Annotated in this window: 19 protein-coding genes and 2 pseudogenes; 13 read left to right on the forward strand and 8 right to left on the reverse strand. The window is 67.5% G+C overall.

Annotated elements, in window-relative coordinates; genetic code table 11:
• Positions 1-499 precede the first annotated feature (499 nt).
• The 5 genes from ABZ098_RS36895 (at position 500) to ABZ098_RS36915 (ending at position 5,853) form a co-directional block, all read left to right on the forward strand.
• On the forward strand, positions 500-1,780 hold the full coding sequence (locus ABZ098_RS36895; protein ID WP_356598125.1) for a cupin domain-containing protein: 1,281 nt from the start codon (positions 500-502) through the stop codon (positions 1,778-1,780).
• Between the two features lie 98 nt (positions 1,781-1,878).
• Complete coding sequence (locus ABZ098_RS36900) at positions 1,879-2,637, forward strand: methyltransferase domain-containing protein (protein ID WP_356598126.1); 759 nt, start codon at positions 1,879-1,881, stop codon at positions 2,635-2,637.
• A 37-nt stretch (positions 2,638-2,674) separates the two neighbouring features.
• Positions 2,675-4,636 carry a carbamoyltransferase C-terminal domain-containing protein gene (locus ABZ098_RS36905; RefSeq protein ID WP_356598127.1) on the forward strand — a complete coding sequence of 654 codons (1,962 nt, stop codon included), beginning with the start codon at positions 2,675-2,677 and terminating at the stop codon, positions 4,634-4,636.
• A 726-nt stretch (positions 4,637-5,362) separates the two neighbouring features.
• On the forward strand, positions 5,363-5,560 hold the full coding sequence (locus tag ABZ098_RS36910; protein WP_356598128.1) for a toxin-antitoxin system HicB family antitoxin: 198 nt from the start codon (positions 5,363-5,365) through the stop codon (positions 5,558-5,560).
• Positions 5,557-5,853 (forward strand): hypothetical protein, encoded by a 297-nt coding sequence (locus ABZ098_RS36915; protein WP_356598129.1) that lies wholly within the window; start codon positions 5,557-5,559, stop codon positions 5,851-5,853. Before ABZ098_RS36910 ends, ABZ098_RS36915 begins: the two co-directional genes overlap by 4 nt.
• Before the next feature lie 80 nt (positions 5,854-5,933).
• Here the strand turns inward: ABZ098_RS36915 and ABZ098_RS36920 are convergent.
• Positions 5,934-6,161 (reverse strand): annotated as a pseudogene (locus tag ABZ098_RS36920) (lamin tail domain-containing protein); the annotation flags it as partial.
• A 1,689-nt stretch (positions 6,162-7,850) separates the two neighbouring features.
• Between ABZ098_RS36920 and ABZ098_RS36925 the strand changes: the two are divergent.
• From ABZ098_RS36925 to ABZ098_RS36945, 5 genes are all read left to right on the forward strand, one after another.
• A complete protein-coding gene (locus tag ABZ098_RS36925; RefSeq protein ID WP_356598130.1) occupies positions 7,851-8,522 on the forward strand; it encodes a hypothetical protein in 672 nt (223 codons plus the stop codon).
• Positions 8,523-9,458: 936 nt separating this feature from the next.
• Positions 9,459-9,731, forward strand: a complete 273-nt coding sequence (locus tag ABZ098_RS36930) for a CU044_2847 family protein (RefSeq protein WP_356598131.1) — start codon at positions 9,459-9,461, stop codon at positions 9,729-9,731.
• Positions 9,732-9,734: 3 nt separating this feature from the next.
• Positions 9,735-11,888, forward strand: a complete 2,154-nt coding sequence (locus tag ABZ098_RS36935; protein WP_356598132.1) for a trypsin-like peptidase domain-containing protein — start codon at positions 9,735-9,737, stop codon at positions 11,886-11,888.
• Positions 11,885-12,835 (forward strand): MoxR family ATPase, encoded by a 951-nt coding sequence (locus tag ABZ098_RS36940; RefSeq protein WP_356598133.1) that lies wholly within the window; start codon positions 11,885-11,887, stop codon positions 12,833-12,835. The genes ABZ098_RS36935 and ABZ098_RS36940 overlap by 4 nt, the downstream gene beginning before the upstream one ends.
• A 2-nt stretch (positions 12,836-12,837) precedes the next feature.
• On the forward strand, positions 12,838-16,170 hold the full coding sequence (locus tag ABZ098_RS36945) for an SAV_2336 N-terminal domain-related protein (RefSeq protein ID WP_356598134.1): 3,333 nt from the start codon (positions 12,838-12,840) through the stop codon (positions 16,168-16,170).
• A 50-nt stretch (positions 16,171-16,220) separates the two neighbouring features.
• Here the strand turns inward: ABZ098_RS36945 and ABZ098_RS36950 are convergent, their stop codons facing one another.
• The 6 genes and pseudogenes from ABZ098_RS36950 to ABZ098_RS36975 all read right to left on the reverse strand — a co-directional run bounded on the left by ABZ098_RS36950 (position 16,221) and on the right by ABZ098_RS36975 (position 22,067).
• Positions 16,221-17,258 (reverse strand): hypothetical protein, encoded by a 1,038-nt coding sequence (locus ABZ098_RS36950; protein WP_356598135.1) that lies wholly within the window; start codon positions 17,256-17,258, stop codon positions 16,221-16,223.
• Entirely contained in the window at positions 17,195-17,572 is a 378-nt protein-coding gene (locus tag ABZ098_RS36955; protein ID WP_356598136.1) for a hypothetical protein, read from the reverse strand. Before ABZ098_RS36955 ends, ABZ098_RS36950 begins: the two co-directional genes overlap by 64 nt.
• A gap of 157 nt (positions 17,573-17,729) precedes the next feature.
• The gene (locus ABZ098_RS36960) at positions 17,730-18,878 is read right to left on the reverse strand and encodes a hypothetical protein (protein ID WP_356598137.1); all 1,149 of its coding nucleotides are present in this window, start codon (positions 18,876-18,878) and stop codon (positions 17,730-17,732) included.
• A gap of 884 nt (positions 18,879-19,762) precedes the next feature.
• Positions 19,763-20,603 (reverse strand): annotated as a pseudogene (locus ABZ098_RS36965) (IS5 family transposase).
• A gap of 370 nt (positions 20,604-20,973) precedes the next feature.
• Positions 20,974-21,633, reverse strand: a complete 660-nt coding sequence (locus ABZ098_RS36970; protein WP_356598138.1) for a hypothetical protein — start codon at positions 21,631-21,633, stop codon at positions 20,974-20,976.
• A gap of 140 nt (positions 21,634-21,773) precedes the next feature.
• On the reverse strand, positions 21,774-22,067 hold the full coding sequence (locus tag ABZ098_RS36975) for a hypothetical protein (RefSeq protein ID WP_356598139.1): 294 nt from the start codon (positions 22,065-22,067) through the stop codon (positions 21,774-21,776).
• 534 nt (positions 22,068-22,601) lie between these two features.
• Here ABZ098_RS36975 and ABZ098_RS36980 point away from each other — a divergent pair.
• Positions 22,602-23,078 carry a lamin tail domain-containing protein gene (locus tag ABZ098_RS36980; RefSeq protein WP_356598140.1) on the forward strand — a complete coding sequence of 159 codons (477 nt, stop codon included), beginning with the start codon at positions 22,602-22,604 and terminating at the stop codon, positions 23,076-23,078.
• Positions 23,079-23,393: 315 nt separating this feature from the next.
• Here ABZ098_RS36980 and ABZ098_RS36985 read toward each other — a convergent pair whose 3' ends face one another.
• Positions 23,394-23,564: a hypothetical protein gene (locus ABZ098_RS36985; RefSeq protein WP_020140110.1), complete on the reverse strand. Its 171-nt coding sequence runs from the start codon at positions 23,562-23,564 to the stop codon at positions 23,394-23,396.
• Positions 23,565-24,362: 798 nt separating this feature from the next.
• Between ABZ098_RS36985 and ABZ098_RS36990 the strand changes: the two genes are divergently transcribed.
• Both ABZ098_RS36990 and ABZ098_RS36995 read left to right on the forward strand, forming a co-directional pair.
• Complete coding sequence (locus tag ABZ098_RS36990; protein ID WP_356598141.1) at positions 24,363-24,593, forward strand: hypothetical protein; 231 nt, start codon at positions 24,363-24,365, stop codon at positions 24,591-24,593.
• Positions 24,590-25,483: an XRE family transcriptional regulator gene (locus tag ABZ098_RS36995; RefSeq protein ID WP_356598142.1), complete on the forward strand. Its 894-nt coding sequence runs from the start codon at positions 24,590-24,592 to the stop codon at positions 25,481-25,483. Before ABZ098_RS36990 ends, ABZ098_RS36995 begins: the two co-directional genes overlap by 4 nt.
• The last annotated feature ends 4 nt before the right edge of the window (positions 25,484-25,487 follow it).

Here is a 25,487-nt window from a genome sequence, read left to right on the forward strand (position 1 = left end):
CTGCACCCTTATGTGGCCCAAGGGAGGGTGTACCGGCCTGCACGAATGGGTTCCTGGCGCATTGATGATGGCTTGAATGTTATTGACAGCCTTTCAAATCCGCTTGTAGCTTCGAGGAAGTCAGCCGCCAACAGAAAGCTGCTGGCGGCAGGTGGCGTCAAGGGATATACACATATCCATTACGTCGTCTCCATCAATACATGCGAGGAGATTGCTATGCGCACCGAGCACGAGATCGAGGCCTCCGAGGACCTGTTCGATGAGGCTGTGCCCACCCTCATCGCCCACGAGAACGCCTCTTACACCGACGAGTGAGCGGGGCCTCTCCTGACGCTGTGAACCGGTAATCCAGCGGATCGCAGCATTCCAGTTGTGGGGGTGGTCGTTCGGCGCTCAGCGCCGAACGACCACCCCCACGGCACACAGCCACCAGCCTGGGTGCGGTCTCGACAGCCGCCCGCAGCCACATGTCTCAGAACGACGAAGAGAGGGCCGTACGGTGGGTCAGCCCCTGGCAGAGACAGACTTCAACACCACGGACGCGTCATCGGACGAGCCGATCCTCGGAGCCACGCACTACCCAGCGGGCACAGAGGTGGCAGCCAAACTCGTCAAGACGATCGGCTCCCACTGGGGAAAACGCCCCCTCCATGCCGAGGGTGTCGTCGACACCTCCGCCCTGCTGACCGCTGAGGACCTCGACCGTCTCATCGACTCGCGCACCCTGCGCGTCTCACAACTGTGGGTGTGCAACCAAGGCCGAAACCTGCCCCCGTCGACATACATGAGCGTCGGCGAACAGCCGCGTAGCCGAAGCGTCAGCAGCACAGCGGACGTTCGCCGGATCATGACTCTCGCCAGCGAAGGCAGCCCTGACCCGGTCAAGGTGGCACAACACGTTGCCAACGGGGCCTCACTGACGATCAACCAGGTCGATCAGTACATCCCCAACCTGCGCGCCATGTGTGAGCAGTTCGAGACCGAGACCCACATCCGAGCCGGCGTCATCCTCTTCGTGTCGCCCCCCAGCGCTCAAGCCTTCTCCCTGCACGCTGACCCGCACGACATCATCGTCATGCAGACGCACGGCACCAAGCAGTGGGAGATCCACCCCACCGTCTGGGAGCGGGAGAACGACCCCACCGCTGACATCCGCCGGCTGGTGATGAAACCCGGTGACATGCTCTACGTCCCCGAGGGCACACCGCACGTGGTCCGCACCAACGAGGACGGACTGTCGATCCATCAGACGATCCAGTTCAATGTGCCCCGCTACGACAAGCTGGCCACCAAGGTCTTGACGCAGGCGTTCGAACAGTACTGCCAAGAGCAGCGTTTCTCCGGCGCGGCGCCCATCCTGCGCGGGGGTGGATCAAGGATCGCCGAGGACCTTGCACCCCGTATTGCCGGCTTCGCCGAGGCTCTCAAGAACATCGACCTGGGAGCCCTCGTCGACCAGCATCTCAAGTCGGTCGTCCCGAAACAGCGCACCCTGGCCACCGGGCGCCTCGTGGCCATTGCAGCAGCAGACAAGGTCACAGGCGACACCCTCCTGCGCCGCACGGTGCCGTTCAACATCACGGTCCAGGACGGAGCCGTCCACACTGTGTTCGGCAGGCGGCAGCTCAGCAGCCCCCTGACCACTGAGAAGGCCCTCACGGCTATCGCAGAGGCCGACGACTCCTTCACCAGCGACGCCCTCAGCGATGAACTCGACGCCGCCTCACGTCTCCTGTTGTGCCAGCGCCTGGTGCGAGAAGGTGCTCTGGCCCTGGCCTGACACCAGCCGCTCCGCCGTGTCCCGGACATCAGCCCAGACACGGCCGAGCGGCTCCCGGGCCCGACACACTCGAAAAAGCCACTGCCTGGAGCCCGTTCATGCATGAACCGCTGCGTCACCTTCCCCCGCAAAACGGGGACGCCATCGGACATCTCCTGGCACGAGCCTGGAACCTCCAAGGAAGCCCAGGTCAAGTCTTCGAGATCATCGAGCGCTCGGACGGCTTCGTAGGTGTGTGTGACGCCGCCGAGTACTTCGCACCGTACGCGCAGTGGCCCGAACGCGAGCAAGAGCTCCTTGAGGCCTGCCGCGGGAGAGTGCTCGACGTAGGCTGCGGCGCTGGCCGCCACCTCGTACACCTTCAGGAGCGAGGGCACACCGTGCTCGGTCTCGACAGCTCACTCGGCGCCGTCGAAATCTGCGAAAAGCGAGGTACCCCCGCTCAACTCGGCACTGCGCAGGACATACCGTGCGCCGACAAGACCTTTGACACCATCCTCGCCCTGGGCGCCAACCTAGGTCTGCTCGGCGGCCGAGAAGAAGCACAGGCCACGTTGCAGGAATGGGCACGGGTTGCCGCCCCCGGCGCGCAGGTCCTGGCCACCGGACGCGACCCTTACGCCTCCCAAGGACAGATCCACAGCGACTACCACCAGGCCAACCGAGCAGCCGGCCGAATGGCTGGCCAACTCCGCATCCGTATCCGCTCCGGCGCCCTGGCCTCGCCCTACTTCGACTACCTCTATGCCTCTCTGGCCGAGCTCACGCAACTGCTCGCTCCCTCGCCCTGGGCCCTGAAGCACACGATCGAGGACACACACGGCGGTTACGGGGTCATCCTCACCCTCAAGGACTGACGCCTCCCGACGTCCCGCACAGCATGATGGAGAAATCATGAAGGACGGCTACTACCTCTCGGTGTACGTCAATCCCACTGGCCTGCAACGCGTCCTCAACGTGACTTACCGTCACGACGCGAACATCTCCTTGTGGCGGAAACAGAAAGACGAGGTCACGCTGATCGCGCTCTGGGAGGTCGAGCGCATCAGCGGCCAGAAGCAGCACCGCACGCCCTTCCTCGACGAAGCCCATCTCAGAAGCTTCCTCGAGGAGCGCCTCGCCGAGTACGGCCTCACCCTGGACGACATGACGGAGGTCTGGGGAACTCCCGACGTCCACACCAGCACCGACTACCACTTGGGCGACGACTATCCCCAGCTGTCGTACCACGCCCTCTCGCACCTCTACAGCGCCCTCCTCCTCGATACCGAGAAGTACTTCAGCGGTACCACGCTGGGCTTCGCGGTGGACCGGGGCCCCGATTTCGTTATCGAGCGTGTCATCAAAGACAAGTGGTTCGTCGGCGGTCTGGTCCGTGACGGGGACGTCACTCTCTTTCCGGTGGAGTCGCCGGCTCCCCTCTACGGTGCAGCCAAGGACCGCTTCAAACAGCGTGAGGGCACCCTGATGGCCCTGGCCACCGCTACCAAGGCGCACGGCAAGTGCGACCGGGAAGCCGTCCTCAGCGACTTCGTCTTCGACGACATCACCTCGATGACCACCCCGGCCACGGCCCTGACGGACATCGTCGCCCAAGTCACCGAGACCCTCGTCATCGACCCGGAATTCACCCAGACCGAGTCCCTGGTGAGTGCCGTCATGAAGGAAGTCCAGGCGATCTCCGTCCGCATCATGGAGCGCAACGTCGAGCGCGCTCTAGAACAACACCATGTCGACCCGACAACCACCCGGCTGGCCATGGCAGGGGGCTACGCCCTCAACTGCCCCACAAACAGCCACCTCATGGCCAAATACCGGTTTACGGAGCTGATGGCTCCCCCCTGTGTCGGCGACAGCGGTCAGACCATGGGCATTGCATTGTCGGCCTTCCTCAAGAAGAACGGCGGAAAGAAATTCTCCTTCCGCTTCCCCACCGCCTACCTCGGCCCCGGCGACAACACCTTGGACGAGGTCCTTCACGACCACGAACAGTTCGTCGCCAGTGTGAGCGCCTACGACGATGCAACCGCCGTCGCCGACCTGCACGAAGGTCCAATCGTCTGGTTCAACGGCCGCTCCGAAATCGGCCCCAGGGCCTTGGGGAACAGAAGCCTCCTCGCCGACCCCACCACATACACGTCAAAGGAACGTCTCAACCAGCACAAACAGCGGGAATGGTGGCGCCCCGTCGCCCCCGTGGTCCTCGAAGAACATGCACCCGAGTGGTTCGAGGACGCACGCCCATCGCCCTACATGCTGGAGACCTTCACCATCCGCGGAGACCGGCGTACTCAGATCCCCGCGGTCGCCCACCTGGACTACTCAGCCCGCATACAAACGCTCACACAAGACCAGAACCCCGCGCTTCATCGGCTCATCCGAGCATTTCACAGCGCTACCGGTGTGCCGATGCTCTGCAACACCTCCCTGAACGACAAGGGAGAGCCGATCATCGAAAAAATTGTTGAGGCAGTGAATTTCTGCCTCCGTAAAAGTATAAAAATCGCCTACATCAACGGCATGCGCGTAGAGTTCACCAATTTTGAGGTATACCCGGAGCGCGAGCCCCACCCACGAGCGCATGAACAGTTCACCGCAGTCCCAAAGGAGGCTGACACAAGGATCCGCGCAACCCTCAACCCGCATCAACTCCCCGATGTATACCTCTACCGATACCTGCACAACAATCTCATGATGGACGCGATCGATATCAAGACACCTGAAGGCGCCCAGGCCGTCATCGAGGCGGTGGATTCCCAGTTCGCAGCCGATCCCACTCTGCGCGCCTACTCGGAGAACCGCATGCAGGAGCGCAAGGAGAAATTCTCCTCAATCGGGGCGAAATATGTGTTCTGATACAGCGGTCGGACCTCGTGATCTGACTCAAATCGACGCAGTGAATATCGGCGGCCAGCCGTCATCCCGGATGCGGAAGCGTGGCTGGTCAAGTCCACGGTCTTCACGGACGCTTGCAGCCGCATGCTGTACTGCAGCCCGGCCGAGTCCGCGAACTGTGCGGACATCACTCATGCCCGCAAATTAGGGCTTGTCAGGCCCCTGGCCGATGGCTTCGCGGTGAAGATCCTCGCGGATGCCAGCTACCAGGGCCTGGGTGCCCAGACCGGCGGACGCGTGGTGACCCCGCAACACCGCAAGTTCGAGAAGAACGCCCCGGACTGGTACAAGGAGATCCATGAACAGCGGCGCAAGGCCCACTCCTCATGCCGGATCCGCGTCGAGCGCGGTATCGCTCACCTGAGGGGATTGCGCAGGCGCAGCCCGCCTCCTCCAAGACTGCCCGCTTCAACGCGGCGGGTATTCCGGTCTTCCTTGAGCCATGCCGGCAGGCTGCGCGCATCACGAGTAGTGGCCCCGGCTGTCCACGACAGCCGGGGCCACTACCTGACCTCGCCGATGCCAACGGAGCAACTGCGCTTCGGCCGCTGCTCCCGCCCAGGAGCCAGATCGAAGTCTGACAGCGCCTCGAGTCAGCGAAGCAGAGCCGATCGCTACCGCCACCCAGGAGATAAGGCTCAATGCCACTGATGTACGCCACCGCAGAATGGTGGCTAGTCTGAGGTCATGGCTGTTACCACGATGACCCTGCGGATCCCCGATGAGCTGGCTCCTTCGATCAAAGCGGCTGCCTCAGAGGCGGGCTTGAGCGTGAACCAGTACGTGGTGCGCGCTGCTCGCCGTGCCGCCACTCTCGACGCCGCACACCAGCTTGCCGCGCTGGGTCTCGGCGACGACCTGGCGGGCGAGGGAGACACTCTGTGAGACGAGGAGAGATCTGGGCCCTCGGGGACGGGCGAACGGTCCTGATCGTCTCCCTGACAGGCTTGGAAGAGGCCTATGGTGCGGTGGTCGCGATCGTGTTGCATCCCTCCGGCCGCTATCCCGACACGGCCATGTCGGTCGTGATCGGAGACCCGATCCCGTACACCGCAGTCGCCGTCAACCTCCAGCAGCTGCGGCTGACCCGCTTCGACGGCGCGAAACTCCTTGGTGAGGTCGACCCCGCCGCGATGGCCCGCGTCGACCAGGCGCTGCGCGCCGCCCTGGACCTGTAAGCCCCGGCCGGGAGGACCGGCCTGGGCTACGTTGCGTCGCCTCGCGGCATCACCTCGTGCCGCGGGTGCGGGGAGCAGGGTCAGTGGTGGTGGCCACCGCCGTGGTGGCGACCGCCGTGGTGGCGACCCCAGGAGGCGTCGTCGATGAAGCGGTCGTGGTCGTTGCGCAGGGTGGCGGTGTCGGAGTCGTTGTCCCACACGTAGTTGCGGCGGTCCAGGTAGAGGTCGCTGTCGGTGTCGCGGCTCTCGCCGGTGTGGACGCGGACCGTGGCACGGCCTTCCAGGCGGTAGTGGTCGAAGGTGTAGGTGTGGCCGGGTGAGTTCCTGCGCGCAGCCGCCCAGCACGCAGAGCCGGGTGCCGGGGTGTTGCGCTGCGTCCAGGGCGCGGTTCACGTCATAGCCAGGGTGACCCTTGCCCGGACGTCAAGGGCTGTTGAGACGATGGTGAAGCGGTAGCGCTTACCGCATAGCCTGCGGGAGGCGCAGGGGCGTCATTCTGTTGCCCCAACGGTGCTGTAGAGGTCGGCCGCTGCGCCGCGATCAGCGTTACTATTCGAAGAGCATCGAAAGCCTTGCGTCATCCCTCAAGAGCGGCCAAGACTGCGTGGCAACACGAGTTCTCCGACGTATCCACCGGTCCTCACTCACAGAGAGATTGATGCATGCGAAAGCCCAGGTACCTGCTCGTAGCGAGCATGGTCGCAGCCACGCTCTTCACGTCCGCAGGGGTAGCCGCTGCTGCCGCACCGGTCCAACCGGCGGCGGGCTCCCAGGCATCCACGCTTGGAGGGCCGCCGGGGTGGGGGTACATCGCTACCTTCCAATCCCCTTACGACTGCAGTAACTATGGAGTATGGGGCGAGAATGCAGGGCACTGGTCCGCATTCGTCTGCGTAGCCGCTGACGGTGCTCCCGGACGTTGGGAACTCTGGGTCCCCTAGTACTCCCGCCTTCGCAAGCTTGTGGCCGTACCCGTCCGGAAACCGGTACGGCCACTGCGTGATCATCGCTTGGTACGTGGACAAACGAAGATCGTAGAAGCGATCCCTCTTTGGTCAGCGCCATGCCCAGATCCTGACGGCGGCGAGGTGGAGTCCGGCCTGATAGGCGATGGCGAGTACGTCGATTCGCAACCAGTTGTCACCGGGCGATAGGCACGACGAGTCCCATGCCAGTCATCTCCACCGAAAAACACCCCAATCTGCGGCCTCAAGCGCCTCACTGTGAAGCAACGGCCATTTACTGCCCACAGCCCACCTGGGTCCTGGATTCTTGACACGTCGGCCAAGATTTTTTGGTGTGGGATCCAGTGAGCCATTTCCAACTTGCCTCTGAAGTAGGGCGGTTGGGCTGACAACGTGGTGAAGCCCCTGGTAGATGGGTTGGCGGTGGTCAGTGCGGCGTGCAGGGCCAGGCGGCGCTGGTCGCGGGGGGCGATGAGGAGGCTGAGGCGCTCGGCGGGGTTGGGCGCCGGCAGCAGGCAGTGCATGTCCTGCCCAGCGGCTGGTGGCCAGGCGGTCTCAGCCGGGCCGGCAGCGTAGGGGTCGACGAAGGTCTGCGGCGTGTGGTGTTCCAGGGTGATGCTCACGTCGGTCTCCTTCAACAGCGGGTGGATGTGCAGGGGGAGAGCCCCCGCATGGCCGTGTGCGGTTGCGGTTGCCGGGTGATGTCACGCCGACGGCGTCATCGGTGGCTCATCGTCTTTTTCGACCAGCACAACTGCAGGCAGGCCGCGCGCGGCCACCCGCTCGCAGTCACCGGCAGCGGCGCGGAGTCCGAGCGCTGTTACGCACTTTCGAGTGACGGTCCCGCAGTGGCTGGGGGGCGTGTCCTGGCGGTCGCGAGGGACGGCCAAGCCCCGTACGGGATGTCTGCATGACGGAGTGTCAACTTTGCGCATACACCGCACGAATGGACCTTACGGGCGAGAGTCACGGCAAAGTGGGCGAACAGTAACGGAGTGCACTTTTTGCGTTCGCAGCCTGCACGGCACGGCCATGGTGTGGGTGGACACCTACACCCCAGCCCACCGAGAAGCCTCCCGCCGCCGCATCAGCGACCAGCTCCACGAACTGCGCTGGATGCAGACGCTCACCACCCCCGTCGGTTCCGCACCACGCCGCCCGCGCCCGCCCCTGCTGCTGCACCAGCGGGCCGCACTCGAACTTCGCGCGCTGTGCCAGGGCATCATCCACGACAACGACGCCGCCCGCCGCATCGCCCGTTTCGACACAGCCCGCGACCCCGGCGGCGCCCTCGCCTTCGTCTGCCTGCTGGTCCTTGCCGACCGCGAAGAAGGCGCCCAGTTCTGGCTCCAGTTCGCCGCCGGTGGCGGCCAGGCCACCGGCGCCATCTGCCTCTACCTCTTACACCTGACCCGCGGCGAATGGCGCGACGCCACATTCTGGGCCCGCCAGATCGAACCCTTCGAACACGAACCCTGCCAGTACGCCCCCGTCCCACACGAAGTCGTCGACACCACCACCGGCCCGGGCGGCGCCCTGACCGTCTTCCTCGATCTGCCCGACAACGCGGCCGCCGTCCCCGAAGACGCCGTCAAGGAAGCCGTCGACGACCTGGCAGTCGACCGCATCGACGGCCTAGGCGCCATCCCGCAGCCCAACGCCGATCTCGCCCACCAACTCGAAGACCTCGTCACCACCCACTGAGCTAATTCTTGCCTGACAGGGCTGCGGGGTCGGGTCTGCGGCACGAGTAGTGCTCTGGTAGCCCTTCGGGTCCTTGGAGGCTCGCGGGCTGACCGCAGCCGAAGCGGCAGAGCGGGATCGGTTGATTTGAGGCGTCGAGCGGAATCCTGGCAGCCTTGATTTCCGGAGGGCGGGACTCGAGGACGATCGAGCGGCTGCCCCGTTTCTGCTTCGCCTCAGCCCGAACCTCCGAGGCCGGATGGTCATCGGTGCGCCTGTCGCGCCGGCCCCCTTTGGCGTACGGATGGCTGGCGTTCTTTGGCGTCCGGGGCGGGCCCGTTCGCCCCGGACGCCCTCGCCGGGGCGCTGCTTCGGCCGGTCCAGGAGCGGGGTATCTGAGACCCGCTCGGGCTGCTCCAGGAGCGGGCGCAGCCGGAGGAAGGCCTGGCTGAGTTCGCGAGCCCTGGAACACCTGGGGATTGCCCCAGATCGAGCGCTAGCTACGGCCCTACCGCCTGCGCTATGTCGTCCGCCCCTGGCACGATGTGGCTCGCCGCGAGCATTCACCCGGCCCCTCGTCGGTGTCGTGCCGCACCGGCCATTCGGGTTTGCAGGCCAGCTACGCGAGCGCGGCACGAGTGTGTGGATGGTCTTGCCAGTGCTCCACAGCGCGTGGACGAGGTGCAGCAGTTCGCCCGGACCGGGCGGGATCGCCGATGGGAGCGCCGGTTGGTGCTGACGAAGCTGCACCGGGGGCCGGGGAAGCAGGGGCTGGTCCGTAACTGTGAACTGGCTGTCTGAAAAAGCGAATTGGTCCACAATGTGATCGTGGCCACCGCACTGCAGTCAGAGTTCGACGACGGTACGCCCGTCAGATTCCTGCTTTCTCCCATCCCACCCAGTGGTGCCGCGGGACGGGACGAGGATCTCCCTGCGGGGATGGGGACGTCGACGCCCGTGGCCGCTGGACGGCGGGGCGTCGCCGACTTCGCGGCCGGTGCCCTGCGTAGTGCCCTGGCACCGCTCGGTGCGCTGCTTCAGGAGGTGCACAGCACCGTCAACGCCGTGCCGGAGCCGCCCAGCGAGATGAGTGTGACGTTCGGAGTCCAGGTGGGGCACGACCTGAAGTTCGGGATCGTGAGCGGCAACGGGCAGGCGCATCTCACGGTGACCGCGACCTGGCACCCGCCACGGGCCGACGGAGGCACGGCGGCCCCGGGCGCGGAGTGACCAATGGGCTGGTTCCTCCTGGCCGAGACGGTCCCCGACGACGCCCCCTCCCACCATGTAGTGACCGTACGGCGGACGAACGACGGCCTGACCGCAGGAGCGGGCCTGGTCGTGGGCGTGGACACCGTGCTCACGTGCGCCCACGTCGTCAACGATGCGCTGGGCCGGCCCCTGTTCGACCCCCGTGATCCGGAGCGGCGGCCGATTCTTGTCCAGCTGCACGGGAAGCTCGGCTCCCGTCAGTACTTCGCGCGCGTCGAGCACTGGATCCCACCGCGTTCCGAATATGGCGGGAGAGTACTGGAGGGAGACACGACCTGGCTCGGCGACCTAGCGGTGCTGCGGCTCCAGGCGGCAACCGGTGAATTGCCCGCACCGCCGCGCAGGACCACGATGTCGCAGCAACAGAAGGTGCAGGCCTGGCACGGGAGCGGGAAGGAGGCGACCTTCGCCGACCTCACCGTCACCCTGCTCGCCGGCCCCATCGGCTACATCGACGGAGCGCCGACCGGTATGGCGGTGGGCCCCGGTTACAGCGGCAGCCCCTTGTGGTCCCCGCGCCACCGGGCCGTGGTCGGACTGGTGGCCGCCGCCTTCCTGCTGCCCGGCCAAGACCCCGACTCCGGTGCCCCGCTCCCGTACCATCCCCAGCAGATGAACCGGCGTGGCTGGGCCATCCCCTGGCAGCGCGTCGAGGCGGAACTGCGGCCGCTGGGTGTCCTGGACGCACTGTCGCCCGAGCCCGTCGATCCCGAAGACCCCGCATTCGGGGTGCTCGCGGACCTTGTCGCGGACCTCCTGCCCTCGGGGAACGGGCGCGTCGACTTCGGTCGTCGGCTGGCCCGGGCGTGCGGTGTCGGCTACAGCAGCGACGTCACTCCACCCACGCCCGAGGAGTTCGCTGCGTTCCTACTCTCGCACCCGCGTGCCATGGCCGCCCTCACGGCGGTGCTGCGCCGCGAGCCCGGCGGGGCTTCCCGGCGCGTCCTAGCCGTCGCCGGTCTGGTCCGCGCCGCCCGGCTGCTGACCCCGCAGGAGTACCTCGAACTCCGCGACCGGCTTCAGATCCTGGACCCCGGTGTGCTCGCCCGGCTGCCCGAGACAGTGCGGGCCGCGCTGCCGCACCTGGCCGTTTTCCCGGACGGCACAGATCTGGACGCGCTGCTCGACCAGTTGGAGGCACTGCCGGGTGACGGTCGCTCCGCCGACGGGGAGGCCAGGGTCCCGGCGCTGCTGCGAGTTATGGAGTACGTCGCCGCGCTCTGCGTGGAGCCGCGTCAGTCGGAACTGCGCCTGTGGGCGAACAGAGTCGTGGCGCGGCTCGGCGTCCCGCGGGCTGCGCTGGCTGAGCGGCGCTGGGACGCACAGGTGTGGGCCCGCTCGGTACGGGACGGGTCCCGGCGCGCACGGGTCCTGGTAGAGGTGACTCGGGCGGAGCGCGACCGGCACCGGCTGGGCATCTGGTGCGACGAAGGCTCCGGGCCCCGGCGGGTGTCGGTCAAGAGCGTGGGGTCCTACTCGGCCTCCGGGGCGGCCCGGGAGGTCCTGCGGGTGGTCACCTCGCTGACGCCCGACGCCGTGGACGCTCGGCCGCCCCTCGTCGAGGTGCTCGTGGACCGCAAGAGCCTGAACCTGCCCATCGACGAATGGGAGGCACGGGTACCGGGCGAACTCGTGCCCGGTGTGCTCGGCGTGGAGTTTCCACTCGTCGTGCACTGCCCTGAACTCCTGCGCAGGCACGGGCGGTTCCTGCCCCACTGGCGCACCAGGTGGAACCGGCTCGACTCGGGGAAGACTTTCGTCGTAGACGAGTCCATGGACCCGGACACGCTCTACCCGAAGCTTGTCAACCAACTCGACACCGTACGCGTCTCCGTGGACGTACCGCCTGGTTCGCCGCGGGACAGCATCGTGCAGACTTGCCTCGTCCTGGGCATTCCGGTCGTGGTGTGGGACCGCGGACCAGACGGAAGGTCCCACGCCGTCAAGCACATGGCGGACGTCGCCACCCGTGAACTGCCTGAGGGAGTACGCGGATACCGTGCGGGCTCACTGGCCAGTCCGCCAGAGTTCCCCGGCCGGCCTGTCCTGGCCTGGGCCGACGCTGACCGGACCACGCCCCGACTACAGCTGACTGAACCACAGGAGGGCGCATGACTTCGGCTCCCGAGGCGGACTGGCGCCTCTTCCGCGGTGACGGCGTCCCGAGAGCCGTGGCCCTCCCGTCTGCACCACCGTGGCGCCGCTTCACCCCGGTGCGGACGATGCGCGCCGAACTGCCGTACCTCATTGAGCGGCAGCACGCGGACGTCGTCAACGCCGCGCTGCATTTGCGCCGTCCCCTGCTGGTCACCGGGCCGGCCGGCACCGGCAAGTCGTCGCTGGCCCGCGCGGTCGCGCACGAGCTGCGCCTAGGTGAACTGCTGCGCTGGTCGGTCAACAGCCGCTCCACCGTCAAAGACGCGCTCTACCAGTACGACGCGATCGGCCGGCTGCGCGAGACGACACTCAGCCGGGATAGCGGTGAACGCGAGCCGTCCATCGGCTCGTTCGTCCGGCTCGGCCCGCTCGGCACCGCCCTGGTCCCGTCGGCCACCCCGCGCTGTCTTCTCGTGGACGAGATGGACAAGGGTGACGTCGACCTCCCCAACGACCTGCTCACCGTCTTCGAGGAAGGCATCTTCGACATTCCGGAGCTGACCCGGCTCCCGGAGGACATGGCCGACGTCGAGGTGCAGACCTACGACCACGGGGGCACGGTTCGGGTGCATCAAGGGCTCGTGCAGTGCGCGGAGTTCCCCGTCGTCGTCATCACCAGCAACGGCGAGCGGGACTTCCCGCCCGCATTCCTGCGCCGGTGCATCCGGCTCCAGCTGCCGGTTCCGGACGAGCGGCGGCTGCGGGCCATCGTCGAGGCGCACCTGGGCGCGGACGCGCTGCGGGCGGCCGACGATCTGATCGAGGCGTTCCTGCGCCACCGCGCCCCGGGCGAACTCGCAACCGACCAGCTGCTTAACGCGGTGTTCCTGCGCACTGGCGGGGTCGATCTGAACGCGGAGGGGCTGCTCGACGCCGTACTGCACCGGCTCACCGGGGCGATGTAACCATGCCGGGCGGGGGCCGCGACCGGTTCGGCGAGATGCTGCGCGTGCTCGCCGCTTGCGGGCACGACCTGGACGCCGATGAGGTCCTCGACGTGTTGTGGCTGGCGCGCCGGCTGCCCGTGGGTGAGGACGCGCCGCTGCACCTGGAACCGTCCGCCGAGCGGCCGCACCCCACCCCGCAATCAGCCGCCCCACCGGACCCGGCTGCTCCCGAGCCACCGCCGCCCGATCCCGACGACCCGGGACTGCCCGACCTCATCCCGCCGACCTTGTACGCGGCGGCCCGCCAGACTCCGGCGCCGCAGCCGCGCGCCGAGTGGCCCGGCGCGACACCGCGCCGGGCCATGTCCGTCAGGGTGCCCGAGAGCAAGGCCCTCGCCGACGAACTTGCCGTCAGTCGGGCGTTGCGGCCTCTCCGGCGCCGTCTGGACAGCCGGCACCGTCTGGAGATCGACGAGGAGCGCACCGCCGCCCGGTTCGCCGAGGCCGGGCTGCCCGACATGGTGCTGCGCCCGGCACGGGAGCGCTGGCTGCACCTAGTGCTGCTCGTCGACGACGGTCTGTCCATGCTGCTGTGGCACCGGCTTGGGGCCGAACTGCGGGTCCTGCTGGAGCGGTTGGGCGCCTTTGCCACGATCCGGGTGCTCGGCCTCGACACCCGCGCGGGACGCCGGCCACGGCTGCACGCGGGACCGTTCCGGCCCGACAGCCCCGAGCTGCCGCTCAGCACCGTCAACGACTCCTCCGGCCGCACACTCATCCTTGTCGTCAGCGACGGCATGGGCCCCGCCTGGCGGGCAGGCGTGATGCACGAGCTGCTGACCGAACGGGCAGCGCACGGACCAGTCGCGGTGCTGCACACCCTGCCGCCGGAGATGTGGGAGGCGTCCGGCATCGCAGCCGAGCACTGGCAGGTCACCACCCGGCGGATCGGCGGCGCCAACACCTCCTGGGAGATTTCCGACCCCGTGCTCCCGGCGGGGCTGGGCGAGTTCGACGGCGTACCCGTGGCGGTACTGGAGCCGACGGCCGCGTCACTGCGCAGCTGGGCTCACCTGCTCGCCTCGCCCGGTACCTCCGCGGAGCTGCCGCTGCTCACCCGCCCCGGCCAGGCTGGCGCCGTCGCCGCCTCACTCGATCCGGACAGCACCCAGCACTTCCGCGACGCGGCCACTCCCGAGGCCTACCGACTCGCCGCCCATCTCGCGGCCGTGTCCCCTCTCTCGGTGCCGGTGATGCGGCTCGTGCAGGGCGAGGTGCTGGCGGCACGGCCCTCGCATCTGGCAGAGGTCTTCCTCGGCGGTCTGGTACGGCCGCATCCGGCACCCGTACCGGGCCCACTGCCAGCCAAGCACCGGGTGTTCGACTTCTCGGAGGAGGCCAAGGCAGTGCTCTTGGACGCGGTGCCGCAGGCCGAACTCCTTCGCACCGGGAGACTGATCGGACACCGCCTTGAGGAACTCGCCGGAAACTCCCCAGACTTCCCCGCCTGGCTGGCCCATCCGGACGGCTCCGCACAACTGCCCGCCTCACACCAGCCATTCACTAGTATCGAGCGACGGCTTCTCACCCGGTTCGGGGTGTCCTTCGACCGCGTCTCCCCGCTTCCCGGGCCCCGGCCGGTGCCGGTGGATACCGGGACCGCGGACGACTGGGTGCCGCTGACCGCCCAGGACCCCGTCCGGCTCGGTCCGTACGCTCTGCTCGGGCGTCGCCGAGGCCGCCGTACGGTGGTCTACCGCGGGGTCACCGCGGACAGCGCGGAGGCTGTGCTGCGGGTGCCGCGTCCGGATCTGCCCGCAGCCAACGTCCGGTTGCTGGAGGTGGAGGCAGAGGCGCTGGCCCGGCTCCAGGGACCGTACGTGCCCGCGCTGCTCGCCACAGGGTTCGACGACTCGCCGCCCTGGCTGGCGATGGCGCCGATCGCGGGCACCGAGGCACCGCGGGCACGACCTCCACAGCTCGTCGACTTCGTCAACGAGGCGATCCCGACCGGGGCCGCGCCCTTCGACACGCTCCGTGGGCTCCTCGTCGCCTACCATCTGGCCAGCGCGCTCGCCCTGTGCCACGCCTCGGGACTGGTCCTCGCGGACCTCAACGCCGACGACGTGTACGTGCTGCGCCGCACCGTCATCCTCGGCGGCCTCTCGGACTGTGTCGTCGACGGACGCCACCTGGGCCCCGGACCGGTCCCGACGGCCGCGGACAACGTCCGTTCGCTGGGCGGGCTGCTCCAGCTCGTCAGCACCAAGGCGGGGTTGCGTCTGGCGGGCCTGGCCGAGGGCATGCACCTCTGGCAAGGCACCACCTGGGAGCCGCTGCGGAAGCTGGTGCTGCGCTGCCTCGACGACGATCCCGGACTGCGGCCGACGGCGAGCGAGGTCGCCGACCTGCTAGCCCGGTACATCGCCCAGAACCGGCTGACCGGCCCACGGAGCGGCGCAGGTGTCGACGGTGGTGTGCGCGCGGCGGCCCGGGTTCACCTCACCCCGCCCCGACGCTTCGGACCACTTTCCCCGGAACCACCTTTGCTGCGGCTGCCCCGTTTCGGCGCGGGCCGCCGGGACGGGGAGGCCCGGCTGGAGCGGCTACGCGTCCCACTGACGCACAGCAGACGGCTGACCTTGGTCGGCGCCTACCACTACAGCGGGCGGGCCACGACGACGGTCGCGCTGGGCTCCCTGCTAGCCGCGGTGCGCGGCGAACCGGTGATGGCCCTCGATGGTGCCGCCTCGGAGGGAGCGCTTGACGAGTTACTCACCGACCGCAACCCGGCTACCGTGCGGGATCTCGCTGACCTGCCACCGCACCCGTCGTACGCCTCGGTGAGCGCCCTCGCCACGAAGCTCCCGTCCGGTCTTGAGGTGGTCGCCCACCGCGCGGGCCGCTACGGCCCGAACCCCCTGCATGCGCAGGAGTACGTGCGCGTGCTGGAACACACGGCACGCTACTACCCGTTGGTGCTGACCGACTGGTCGCCCCAGCGTCTGGACCGGTCAGCCGACGTGGTGCTGGACCATACGGACCAGTTGATCCTGTGCTGCGGCACCACCGATTGGTTCCTCGACGCGGCGCTGCGTTTGCTCGACGGAATGCGGGAAGAGGGACGCCTAGAGCTGGCCGACACGGCGATCCTGGTGGCTGGTCAGATCGACGGCTCGTACCCTCCGCTACCGCGCGACAGCTTCATCCGCCGACTGGGCATTCGGTCGGACCGGATCGTGCATGTCCCATTCGACAGCGCGCTGCGCACGCCCGGCTGGGAGGTGGGCCAGCTGCGGGTGGCGACGACCAACGCCTTCCTGGATCTGGCGGAACTGGTCGTCACGCCGTGACCCGCGAACGTGGGAAACCCAGTTCCCGCGGTGCGTCTGACTGCTCCTGACTACGCCTGCAGTCTCTGCGCGAGTACACGGTCCGCGTCGACGAAGGGGTTGGTGCTGACATCAAGGCCGAAGAGCGGATAGATGTGTCGCAGTGCCTCGTACGCGTCGCGTTCCGGGTCGCCCGAGGCCTGCCAACTGTGGTTCCAGCTGTCGCTTGTGGCGGGCTGCGGAGCCCCTCGGTAGGGAAAGGTCGGATCGTCGCCAGCGGCCAGGGTGCGGGCCAGGGAACGGGCGAAGTCCGAGGCGACGATCCGGTGCGTCCACGTGCCGGGGACCAGGGGAAGGATGTGCTGGTCGATCAGTCGGAAGTATTCCAGCGTGATCTCGGTCAGCACGAAGACGCTGATCCTGCTGGCTTCGATGCCGGACATGGTGGGTTCCATCGCCCAACCGAGCATGTCCGCGTTCGCGGCCGCGGCCCCGGTGACCGCTCCGTCCGACTCGATCAACAGCCCACGCCGGGGATTGTCGTCCAGCAGGAGGCCGCCTTCCCGCGGTTCAGGGCGGTTGCGTTCCGAAGCCCAGTTGAAGGCGTAGACCTCACGGAGTGTGTCCTGGTTGCTCAGGATGTCTCGCAAGCCGCCGTTTGCATACATGCCGGAGACGAGTCCGTGCGGATGATCGGGGACGCTCTGGAAGAAGAGCACCGGCGTCTCCCTCATGCCCACGGCGGCGCGCACGTCCTCTCTGGCCTTCGCCCGGTCCGCAGCCGGCGCGGGCTCCACGGTGGGCCCGCGCCGCGAACGCAGGCCATCGTTCACAAGCCGGTAGACCTCATCCGCCGAGAGGTAGGCAGTGGTGTCACCGTTGCGGATCGGGATCGTCCAGCTGTTCCTGATGAACTGGCCGTTCTCCGTGATCCCCCGGCTGACCATCGCCCACCGGTCGACCTCGGCCAGCGCCGGTACCTCGATCACGAAGTAGTGCCCGGATGCCTCCGGGTCGCCCTCGGGGCGGTTGTACCAGTAGAACTTCACGTTGAGTAGCGGGCGCACATACTTCGTGATGACGTCCTTGTACTTCGTGCTATCGACCACCTTCTTGTCGAAGGGTGTGACCTCTCCGCGACCTCGTGTAGCTCGGTCTGCTTCTTCCTGGCCTTGAAGCCGCACACGATCAGCCCGCCGAGGGCATTCGAGAACGCGGCGACGTCCTTGGCGAGCTCGAACTTGCCCTTGTCGGTGCTCAGGTCGTACGGCCCCTCGGGCGGGACGCTCTTGAAGTCGACCCACTCGCTCTCCGGCGTGCCCAGGATCTCGCGTGGCTGCTGTTCGGCGAGATAGGAGACGAGCTGAACCATGCTGTCGGCGGCCATGACGTCGGAGCCTACGCGCACGAGTGCGTTTCCCACGCGAGGTATTGCGCCGCGCCGGACTGAATGAGGTGGGCCGAGACCTTCATTTCGGTGCAGCCGAGTTTCCGAACTTCAGGGCATGTGGCGGCACTTCAGTGTGGCCTTGGCTGCCTGACGCTGCTGGGCAGGGCCGCCTTCCGCCACGTTTGCGGTATCACTCTGGGGTTTCTTGTAGTTCTGTCAGCAGTGCTGGCACGGTCCGCCGGGTGGCCTTCTTTCCGGCGTACAGGAATGGCCATTGGGGCCCATCGAAGAGGCCGGGTACCAGGCCCATGCGCTTGCACAGTCCACGACCGACGGGGAATGCGGAAGTCAGCAGGCCGAGGAGATCGTTGATACCCGGGGATCCCGTTGTGAAGGGGCTGAGGGTGAGCCAGAGGTCCAGGCTCGCGACGGCCACGGAGGTTGCCTCGCCCGCCGTCCAATGCCGCCCGAGTTCGGACAGCGCCAGGCCCGGGAATCCGGCCTGTGCGAGTTGGCCGGCCAGTTCCCCGGCGACATCCATGTTCGCCGCGGCGACCCCCTGGGACTTGACCCGTTCGCAGACCGCAGCTGTCCACGTCACCAGGGCGGAGTGCTCCTGGGTGCCGACAAATTTTTCTATATCGGTCTGGTTTGTCTCGATGCTGCGCAGGACGTCCAGCAGTTGCCCGGTGACCTCGGCGAGATTGATGGGGACCGGTGTTTCGCCGTCGGTATGCGCAGGGGCATTCAGATGCGGGACGGCCGGCGGACATGACATGGCGGCGATTCGGGTGATGAAGGCACGGTCGGTCCTGCGCATCAGGAAGGGGATATCGGCGTCCGATTCGCGAACCGCGTGACCGTGGTTGTAGGCATCACGGAGCACTGCGATGACCTGCCGACGCGGATCGTCGCCCCCGAATCGCCGTGCCGTCTCCAACGTACCGGGCGGGATGACCTGTTCGGCCTCTCCCGATGCCAGCAGCCGCTCCCATTCGGCGGTGCCTTCCCGGTCCTCTTCGACCATCGCCTCCGCAAATTCCCACCCCTGCTCGTCCTCGGCCGCCACGACACGGCGCAGGCTGCGGTCCCTGATCGACAGGTCGTCTTCCATGATGCTGCGGATCGCCCCATCCACCGAGGTGTCCCACCGGGCCCCGGCCCACGGGTGATTATCACGGGCTTCGCGGTCGATCAGCCACTTGCGCCGCGCGACGATCCGTATATGGCCCTTCTCGACATGTGCGACGAAGTCGGCCGGTGTGATCCGGCAGTCCCGATCCTGCAGAAGTGCGCTGGACGGAGCCCACAGCGTCAGCGGCTTGCTGGCCGCCAGCATCCTGTGCAGTTCTCCGTACCCCGGGACGCCTAGTTCACTGATATGGCAGAACGTCGCTAACCGTGCCGACGAGGACGTCATCGAGCCACCACTTCCCTTGAGTACGTATCGGGTGCCGCAGGGTCATAAACCCGGTCTGACAGCCCGGTGATCTGCAGTATGGCGGAGCCCTCGTTACGCACGGCGTGGGAGACCATGGGCGGCACCTCTATCAGTACTGCCCCACCTCCCTCGAAAACCCGGCTGTGCACAGGCGTCCCCTCGCTGCCCTCATCCCAGTGGGCCGACCAAGCGTCCTGATGGACAATGATCAGCAGCTCGCGACGTGCCCGGTGAAAGTGGTTCCCGCGCACGGCCCCAGGCACAAGCGTTGTCACGTGCACATCCACAGATCCGCTAGCCGACCCGAGCCAGGTGGCAGGCAGCCCGAAACTGCTCCCTCGCTCGTCTCCGCCGTCCGGCAGTACATGAAAAATCAGACTGTTCGCACCCATCTCTACAGCCTGACAGGTCCGTCCCGGAAGGCCAGCAAGTTCGCAAGCACCCGCCCCGAATGCGGGCGCCACCCTGAGGCGTACGGCGGTCGGATCGGACACCGTCCTGGAGGGCCGGCGCCAGCACCGCCACCCTGCTGGTCGGGCCGTTGTCGGGAGCCGGGCATCCCCTCTACGCCCCCGAGTCGATGCCCCACACAGCAGGAAGAGAAAGAGAAGTGGGTGGGACAGGACCTGCGCGACGGGCGAGGGGAAAGGGCGCCCCAGGTGATGCGCGACGCCAGGGTCGGCCACATCGCCCGCCCCCACCCCATTCCGGAAACGCGTGGTAACGGTAGGGCGGTCGCCCTTACTGAGCGTTTGGTCCGTGGATTTGTGTTTGGTCCCGGGTCAGGTTCCGCGCCAGTTCGGGGTGGCTTCGCCGGTGAGTCTGCGGGCCATGAGGTTGATCATTGCGAGGTGGATCATGGCTTCGGAGCGGTGTGGGTGGGGCTCGTAGTCGCGGGCGAGGCGTCGGTGGTGCATGAGCCAGCCGATGCTGCGTTCGATGGTCCACCGTCTCGGGATGATCGTGAATCCGCGGGTGCCGGGCGGGCGGTGGACGGGGTGGACGTCGATGCCGAGGCGGGCGCCGTGGTCGATGGCGGTGGTGCGGTAGCCCGCGTCCACCCAGGCCTTCGTGATTGTGCGGGTGGGCGGTGGCGATGCGGGACAGCAGGGTCACGCCGGCCGCGGTGTCTGAGACGCTGGCGGCGGTGACCAGCACGGTCAGCAGCAGCCCGAGAGTGTCACAGCCGAGGTGGCGTTTGCGCCCGATGATGCGTTTCCCGACGTCCGTGCCCTGATCCGCGAGGTGCACGTTGGCGGAGGTCTTGACGGTCTGGGAGTCCAGCACGCAGGCCGACGTTTCGGCGTCACGGCCTTCGGCTTCGCGGACCAGGCGTCGCAGCAGGCCGGTGAGCTGCTCGAAGACTCCGCCTTGTTGCCACTTGGCGAAGTATCCGTACACCGTGGCCCAGGGCGGGAAGTCGTGCGGGAGGTAGCGCCAGGGAATGCCGGTGCGGTCCACGTACAGGATGGCGTTCATGATCTGGCGCAGGTCGTGTTCGGGCGGTCGGCCGATCTCCAGCGCCCGGGCGCGGCGCTCGTTGCGCCAGGACGTCAGGACGGGCTCGATCAGTTCCCAGCGGGCGTCCGACAGGTCGCTGGGGTAGGGGCTGTGCGATGTCATGTTTGCGAAGTAGTCGACCGTGGCCGGGCCCGCCAGCGGTCAAAGGGTGGCGCTCGGGGGCGTGTTGGGAGCAGACAGGAGCAGTCGGAACGAAACGATCCCCAGGCGTCACGCACGCGTCGACTGTCCCATGAAGCACAGCGACCCCAGCGCTGCAGGACTCTGGAAACGCCACCATCTTGACCGAGACAGGACCAAACGCTCAGTAAGAGCAGGTGGTCGAGGCCGGTGCGGGCCGCGTACGGGCGTGGATTACAGACGTGAGCCCGCGGAGCCAGGATTGTGACCACGGGTTGGCGCCAGCCTGAGCCCACCTTGGTGCGGATGCCGGGTGGTCCGCTCCTGCCTTTCTGGATGAGGACTGCGCGGCTCAGCGGCCTCCCCAGATCCTGAATGGTCCGATGTAAAGAGCCGCCGCGCCCTGGAGGCCATCGACCACCCCTTGGGGGAAGGAACTAGGGCGCACGGTGGACTGCTCTACGTCGATCAGCGGGAACTGCACACACCGCACCGGCTTTTCCTCGCCGTCGATGAGTACCGTCACCGTGACGGTCTGGCCTTTGCGGAGGAGGCTCGGCTTGATAATTAGGCCTCCGCGCTGCGTACCTCCGGTGCCTGGGATCAGTTCCTGCCACGTCTCGATCTGAGGAAGAAGAGTGCCCTCCGGATCTGTCGTTACGTTCAGGACGGCCGCTACCTCGTGGTCGAAGTCGAACTTGATCGACTCTTCCTCGTGGAACATCGATGCAGTCACATCACGGCGTCCCGAGTTGGAGAGGACCAGCTCGATGACGCGAGGGCTGGACAGTTGCCTGGATCCGAGGGTGACGTTCAGCAGAGCCCCGTTGCCGGCAGGCCTGTTGAACAACGGAGTGTTGGACTGTAGCCACCAGTTGATCTTCCGCTTGGGATTCGTGGACCTCAAGGCAGCCCAGGCCGCCAGCGCACCGACTAGCAGACTCACTGAGATCGTGATGGCGAACTGCCACCATGAGCCGGATTCCCACCACTCGCCCGCCAGCTTCTTCATGGCCCGGATTCAATCACCTGCCGCAGTTACTCAAAGGTGCTTTGGGGCAGGTCAGAGCGGCTCTCTCAGGGAGTCCTCTAATGGCGCTAACCCCGCGATCCGCCTGAAGTTCCCTCATGTTGCGCTTTATGACGCGTGGCTCAGCCAGCGCTGCAGGGTCGTGTTGATGCTGGGGGCAGGGTGCTGAGCTGGTCGATGGCGTCGCGGTCTTCGGGCCGGGGCGGGATGCCGGCGGCGGTGAGTGCGGCGTGCAGGGCCAGGCGGCGCTGGTCGCGGGGGGTGATGTGGATGCTGAGGCGCTCGGCGGGGTTGGGCGGCGGCAGCAGGCAGTCCAGGTCCTGCCCGGCGGCCGGGGGCCAGGCGCTTTCCGCCGGGTCGGCGGCGTAGGGGGCGACGAAGGTGTGCGGCGTGTGGTGGTCAAGGGCGATGCTCACGTCGGTCTCCTTCAGCAGCGGGTGGATGTGCAGCAGGAGAGCCCGAGATGGCCGTGTGTGGTTGCGGTCGCGCCGCGATGTCACGCCGACGGCGTCATCGGCGGCTCATCGTCTTCTCCGACCAGCACAACTGCAGGCCGGCCGCGCCTGACCAGCCGCTGGCAGGCACCGGGGCCTGCGCAAGTCCGTGGGGCTGTTACGCACTTTCGGGTGAGGGCCGTGCAGCTGCCGGGGTGGCGTGTCCTGGCGGTCACGGGGGACGGCCAAGCCCTGTACGGGGTGTCTGCATGGCGGGCCGTCAACTTCGTGCATACGCCGCATGAATGGACGTTACAGGCAAGAGTCACGGCAAAGTGGGCGAACAGTAACGGAGCGCCCGTATCGGGTTCACAACCTGCACAGCACGGCCATGGTGTGGGTGTGCGGCCGACCGGCCGCCACCCGCACACCGCACCCCCCTCCCACCCGCCCCTGCCGGGGCTCTGGGATGGGCGGGTGCCCGTACAGCCTGGGGGCCTTGTGTCTTCTTCCACGGTGACCGCCCGTCGTCTGTCCGCTGCCGCTTTGGCGGCTGCCGCGATCGTGGGGGCGGTGGCGCTGCCGGCGTCGGCCGCCGACCACGCCCGGCCCGACCGGCCGAGGGTGGAGATCAGCGCGGTCCAGTACGACTCGCCCGGCCGGGACGACCGCTCGCGGCGCTCGCTGAACAAGGAGTGGGTGGAGCTCACCAACACCACGCGCCGCACGGTCAACCTTGAGGGCTGGACCCTGCAGGACGAGGACGGCCACACCTACACCTTCGACCACTACCGCCTCGAGGGCCGTGCCACGGTCCGCGTCCACACCGGCGAGGGCCGCGACAGTGACAGCGACCTGTACATGGACCGCCGCAACTACGTGTGGGACAACCACTCCGACACGGCCACCCTGCGCAACGACCACGGCCGCTTCATCGACGACGCCTCCTGGGGCGGCCACCGCCACCACCACGGCAGTGACCGCCACCACTGACCCGCCCTCCCGCGCCCGCGGCACGAAGTGATGCCGCCAGGCGACGGAACGTGACCCCGGCCGGCCGGGGTCACCCAAGGCTTTGGACCAGCGGGACCCAGGCCGTGCGGAGAGCCGGGCAGAGCATCGTGGCGAGGTCGGGGGCTGGGGTCCGGTGGTTGGAGGCGCAGGTTCCACTGCCCGCCGGGCCCCAGCTATGAGGCCCGGTTCCCGGGAAGGTGGCGGTCACACCGTTTACGGGAGATTTGTCCTGATCCGGGACATGCTTGTGGCTCCGGAAGTATCCGGAGCCACAAACATGTTGCTGGTTAACGGTTACCAGCGATACCAGCGTCCCTTGCGCCCGCCTGCGTCCGCGGAGCGCAGGACGAAGCCGAGCAGCCACACGACCAGCACGATGACCGCGAGCCACCACAGTGCCTTCAGCGCGAAACCCGCGCCGAACAGGAGCAGAGCCAGCAGAAGAACGACAAGCAGGGGAACCATAGTTATCAACCTCCGTCGCTCCTCGTGCCCGGCGAATGCAAGAACACACAGTGGATTTCCCTGGTTTCTCCACTCCTCCTGCGGGCACTGGACTCAGTTCCTCCACGACGTTCGCCCACCGCGGGCTGGTGGTTGGCGCCGGTTCAGCCGAGTCCGGGACTGATTCCCGCACCGCCATGGCCGACGGCTGGTCTGCTTCCACGGTCGGGTCCCGGCGGTGTTGCGTCGCCAGGACGACTTCGGTGACCAGCGTCGCCGGATGGCCTTTAGTTGGTGGCCTCTGCAGGAGACGCAGCCGCGGAACCCTCCGCCCGTTGCGGCGATGGCGTGTGAGGGGTCCGCTTCCGCCCGGCGCGTGGGCGGCCGGGCGGAAGCGGGGCGGTGTGCCCTCCGGTGGTTCTTGAGCACGAGGGGACCCGCCGTGCCTTCCAGACCTGGAAGGTGCGACGCCAGGGGAGGCGTGCAATTTCATGGTGCCCCTTCCGGCGGGCGTCGCAACCCTCAGTACGGTTTCGCCATCAAAAGGGTTCATTCCGCCCTGATCTGCCGGTGTTGATGCCCGTCGTGTACTAACGGGTGCCCGGGGACGGCCGGGTGACAGGGTGTCACCGGCACGTTCTGGCATGGGCTGGCCGGGTGGGGGTGTTGCGCCGGTCCACCATCATTGTTCCGCAATCTCATGATCACGTTGAGTGGTGTGCGCGGGCGCACCATGCTGTCATGCAACTCCTCCGGGGCGCGTGAGCACCGCCCCGGAGGGGCCTTTCCAGACGCTGTTTTTCCTTCAGGGAAGGTGCCATGACAAGTAGGCAGGTGATGACCGTGGTCTTACTGGCCGCGGTCCTCGCGTGGAGCACGGTGATGACCGTGCTGGGGCAACTCGCGGCCGTGGCCGCGCTGCTGCCCTCGCTGGGACTTCTCATCCAGCAGATCGTGTCCGCGCTCAGCGGCACCAGCACCAGGACCTCTGCCGCGGCAGCCGGTACCCCGACCGAGAGGGCGGCCGGCAGCGAGGAGCCCTCCCGGTGACACCGTCTCAGATCCCCGAGCAGCCCGCCGGGGACCCACCGCATCGCCGGGGCCGGCGCCCGGAGCCGATCTGCGAGAGCGCCGGCACCGCCCACCGCACCTGGCTGGAGCCGGTCCGCAGCCGGTTCGTCGCCAGCGGCCTGACCCTGGACGACCTCGTGGGCCGTTCCGGGTACTCCAAGACCCGGCTCTCTGAACTGCTGCGCGGCAAGGGCTACTACCCCGGCTGGGAGATCACCTACAGCGTGGTGCGCGCCCTGGACATCCCCGTCCGCCCGCTGCTGCGACTGTGGAAGGCCGCCGCCGTCGAGGCCGCCAAGCCCCCCACATGGATCGACACCCGTATCCGAGCGGTCCAGTCGGGTGGCCGCGACGAACAGCCGCTCGCCCATGTGGGGCTCACCCAGGCGATGTGGCAGCCCTATTACGCCTATGCGCAGGCCTTCCTGCAGTCCGAGCAGCGCGCCCGCCAAGCGGTCGGGGAGACCTTCGACATCCTCTGGCTGACCTGGGACGAGGCGACCGCCAGCCCCGACACCCCCCGCCACGCCTGGATGCTGCTGCGCACCAAGGTCCTCTCCCGCACCCCCCGGCGCCCGGCCGGGCACTACGACCTGCGCGCGGCCGCGTTCTCCACCGCCGCCCAGGCCCAGGCCCCCGACCTGGTGGAGCGCCTGGCCCGCATCGACGTCTTCGCCCGCTTCTTCGACGCGATCGCCAGCCTGCCCGCCGACCAGATGGACGTCACCGTGCTGCGCTACCTGTGCGGCATCGCCCCCGACGCGATCCCCGGCATCGTCGGCCTGCCCCCGGCTCTGACTCACACCCTGGACCACCACGCCCGCTGGGCGCTGACCGACCTGTTTCCTGACGCCGACACCCAGGAGTGATCCC

It is taken from the genome of Streptomyces sp. NPDC006335, from assembly GCF_040612795.1.
Lineage (GTDB): Bacteria > Actinomycetota > Actinomycetes > Streptomycetales > Streptomycetaceae > Streptomyces.

Bases quoted from the DNA above. Each gene is read 5' to 3' on its own strand.
- ABZ098_RS36900 (WP_356598126.1), top strand. From the start codon at position 1,879: ATGCATGAACCGCTGCGTCACCTTCCCCCGCAAAACGGGGACGCCATC.
- ABZ098_RS36905 (WP_356598127.1), top strand. From the start codon at position 2,675: ATGAAGGACGGCTACTACCTCTCGGTGTACGTCAATCCCACTGGCCTG.
- ABZ098_RS36910 (WP_356598128.1), top strand. From the start codon at position 5,363: ATGGCTGTTACCACGATGACCCTGCGGATCCCCGATGAGCTGGCTCCT.
- ABZ098_RS36925 (WP_356598130.1), top strand. From the start codon at position 7,851: ATGGTGTGGGTGGACACCTACACCCCAGCCCACCGAGAAGCCTCCCGC.
- ABZ098_RS36935 (WP_356598132.1), top strand. From the start codon at position 9,735: ATGGGCTGGTTCCTCCTGGCCGAGACGGTCCCCGACGACGCCCCCTCC.
- ABZ098_RS36940 (WP_356598133.1), top strand. From the start codon at position 11,885: ATGACTTCGGCTCCCGAGGCGGACTGGCGCCTCTTCCGCGGTGACGGC.
- ABZ098_RS36945 (WP_356598134.1), top strand. From the start codon at position 12,838: ATGCCGGGCGGGGGCCGCGACCGGTTCGGCGAGATGCTGCGCGTGCTC.
- ABZ098_RS36960 (WP_356598137.1), bottom strand. From the start codon at position 18,878: ATGCTGGCGGCCAGCAAGCCGCTGACGCTGTGGGCTCCGTCCAGCGCA.
- ABZ098_RS36970 (WP_356598138.1), bottom strand. From the start codon at position 21,633: ATGAAGAAGCTGGCGGGCGAGTGGTGGGAATCCGGCTCATGGTGGCAG.
- ABZ098_RS36985 (WP_020140110.1), bottom strand. From the start codon at position 23,564: ATGGTTCCCCTGCTTGTCGTTCTTCTGCTGGCTCTGCTCCTGTTCGGC.
- ABZ098_RS36990 (WP_356598141.1), top strand. From the start codon at position 24,363: ATGACAAGTAGGCAGGTGATGACCGTGGTCTTACTGGCCGCGGTCCTC.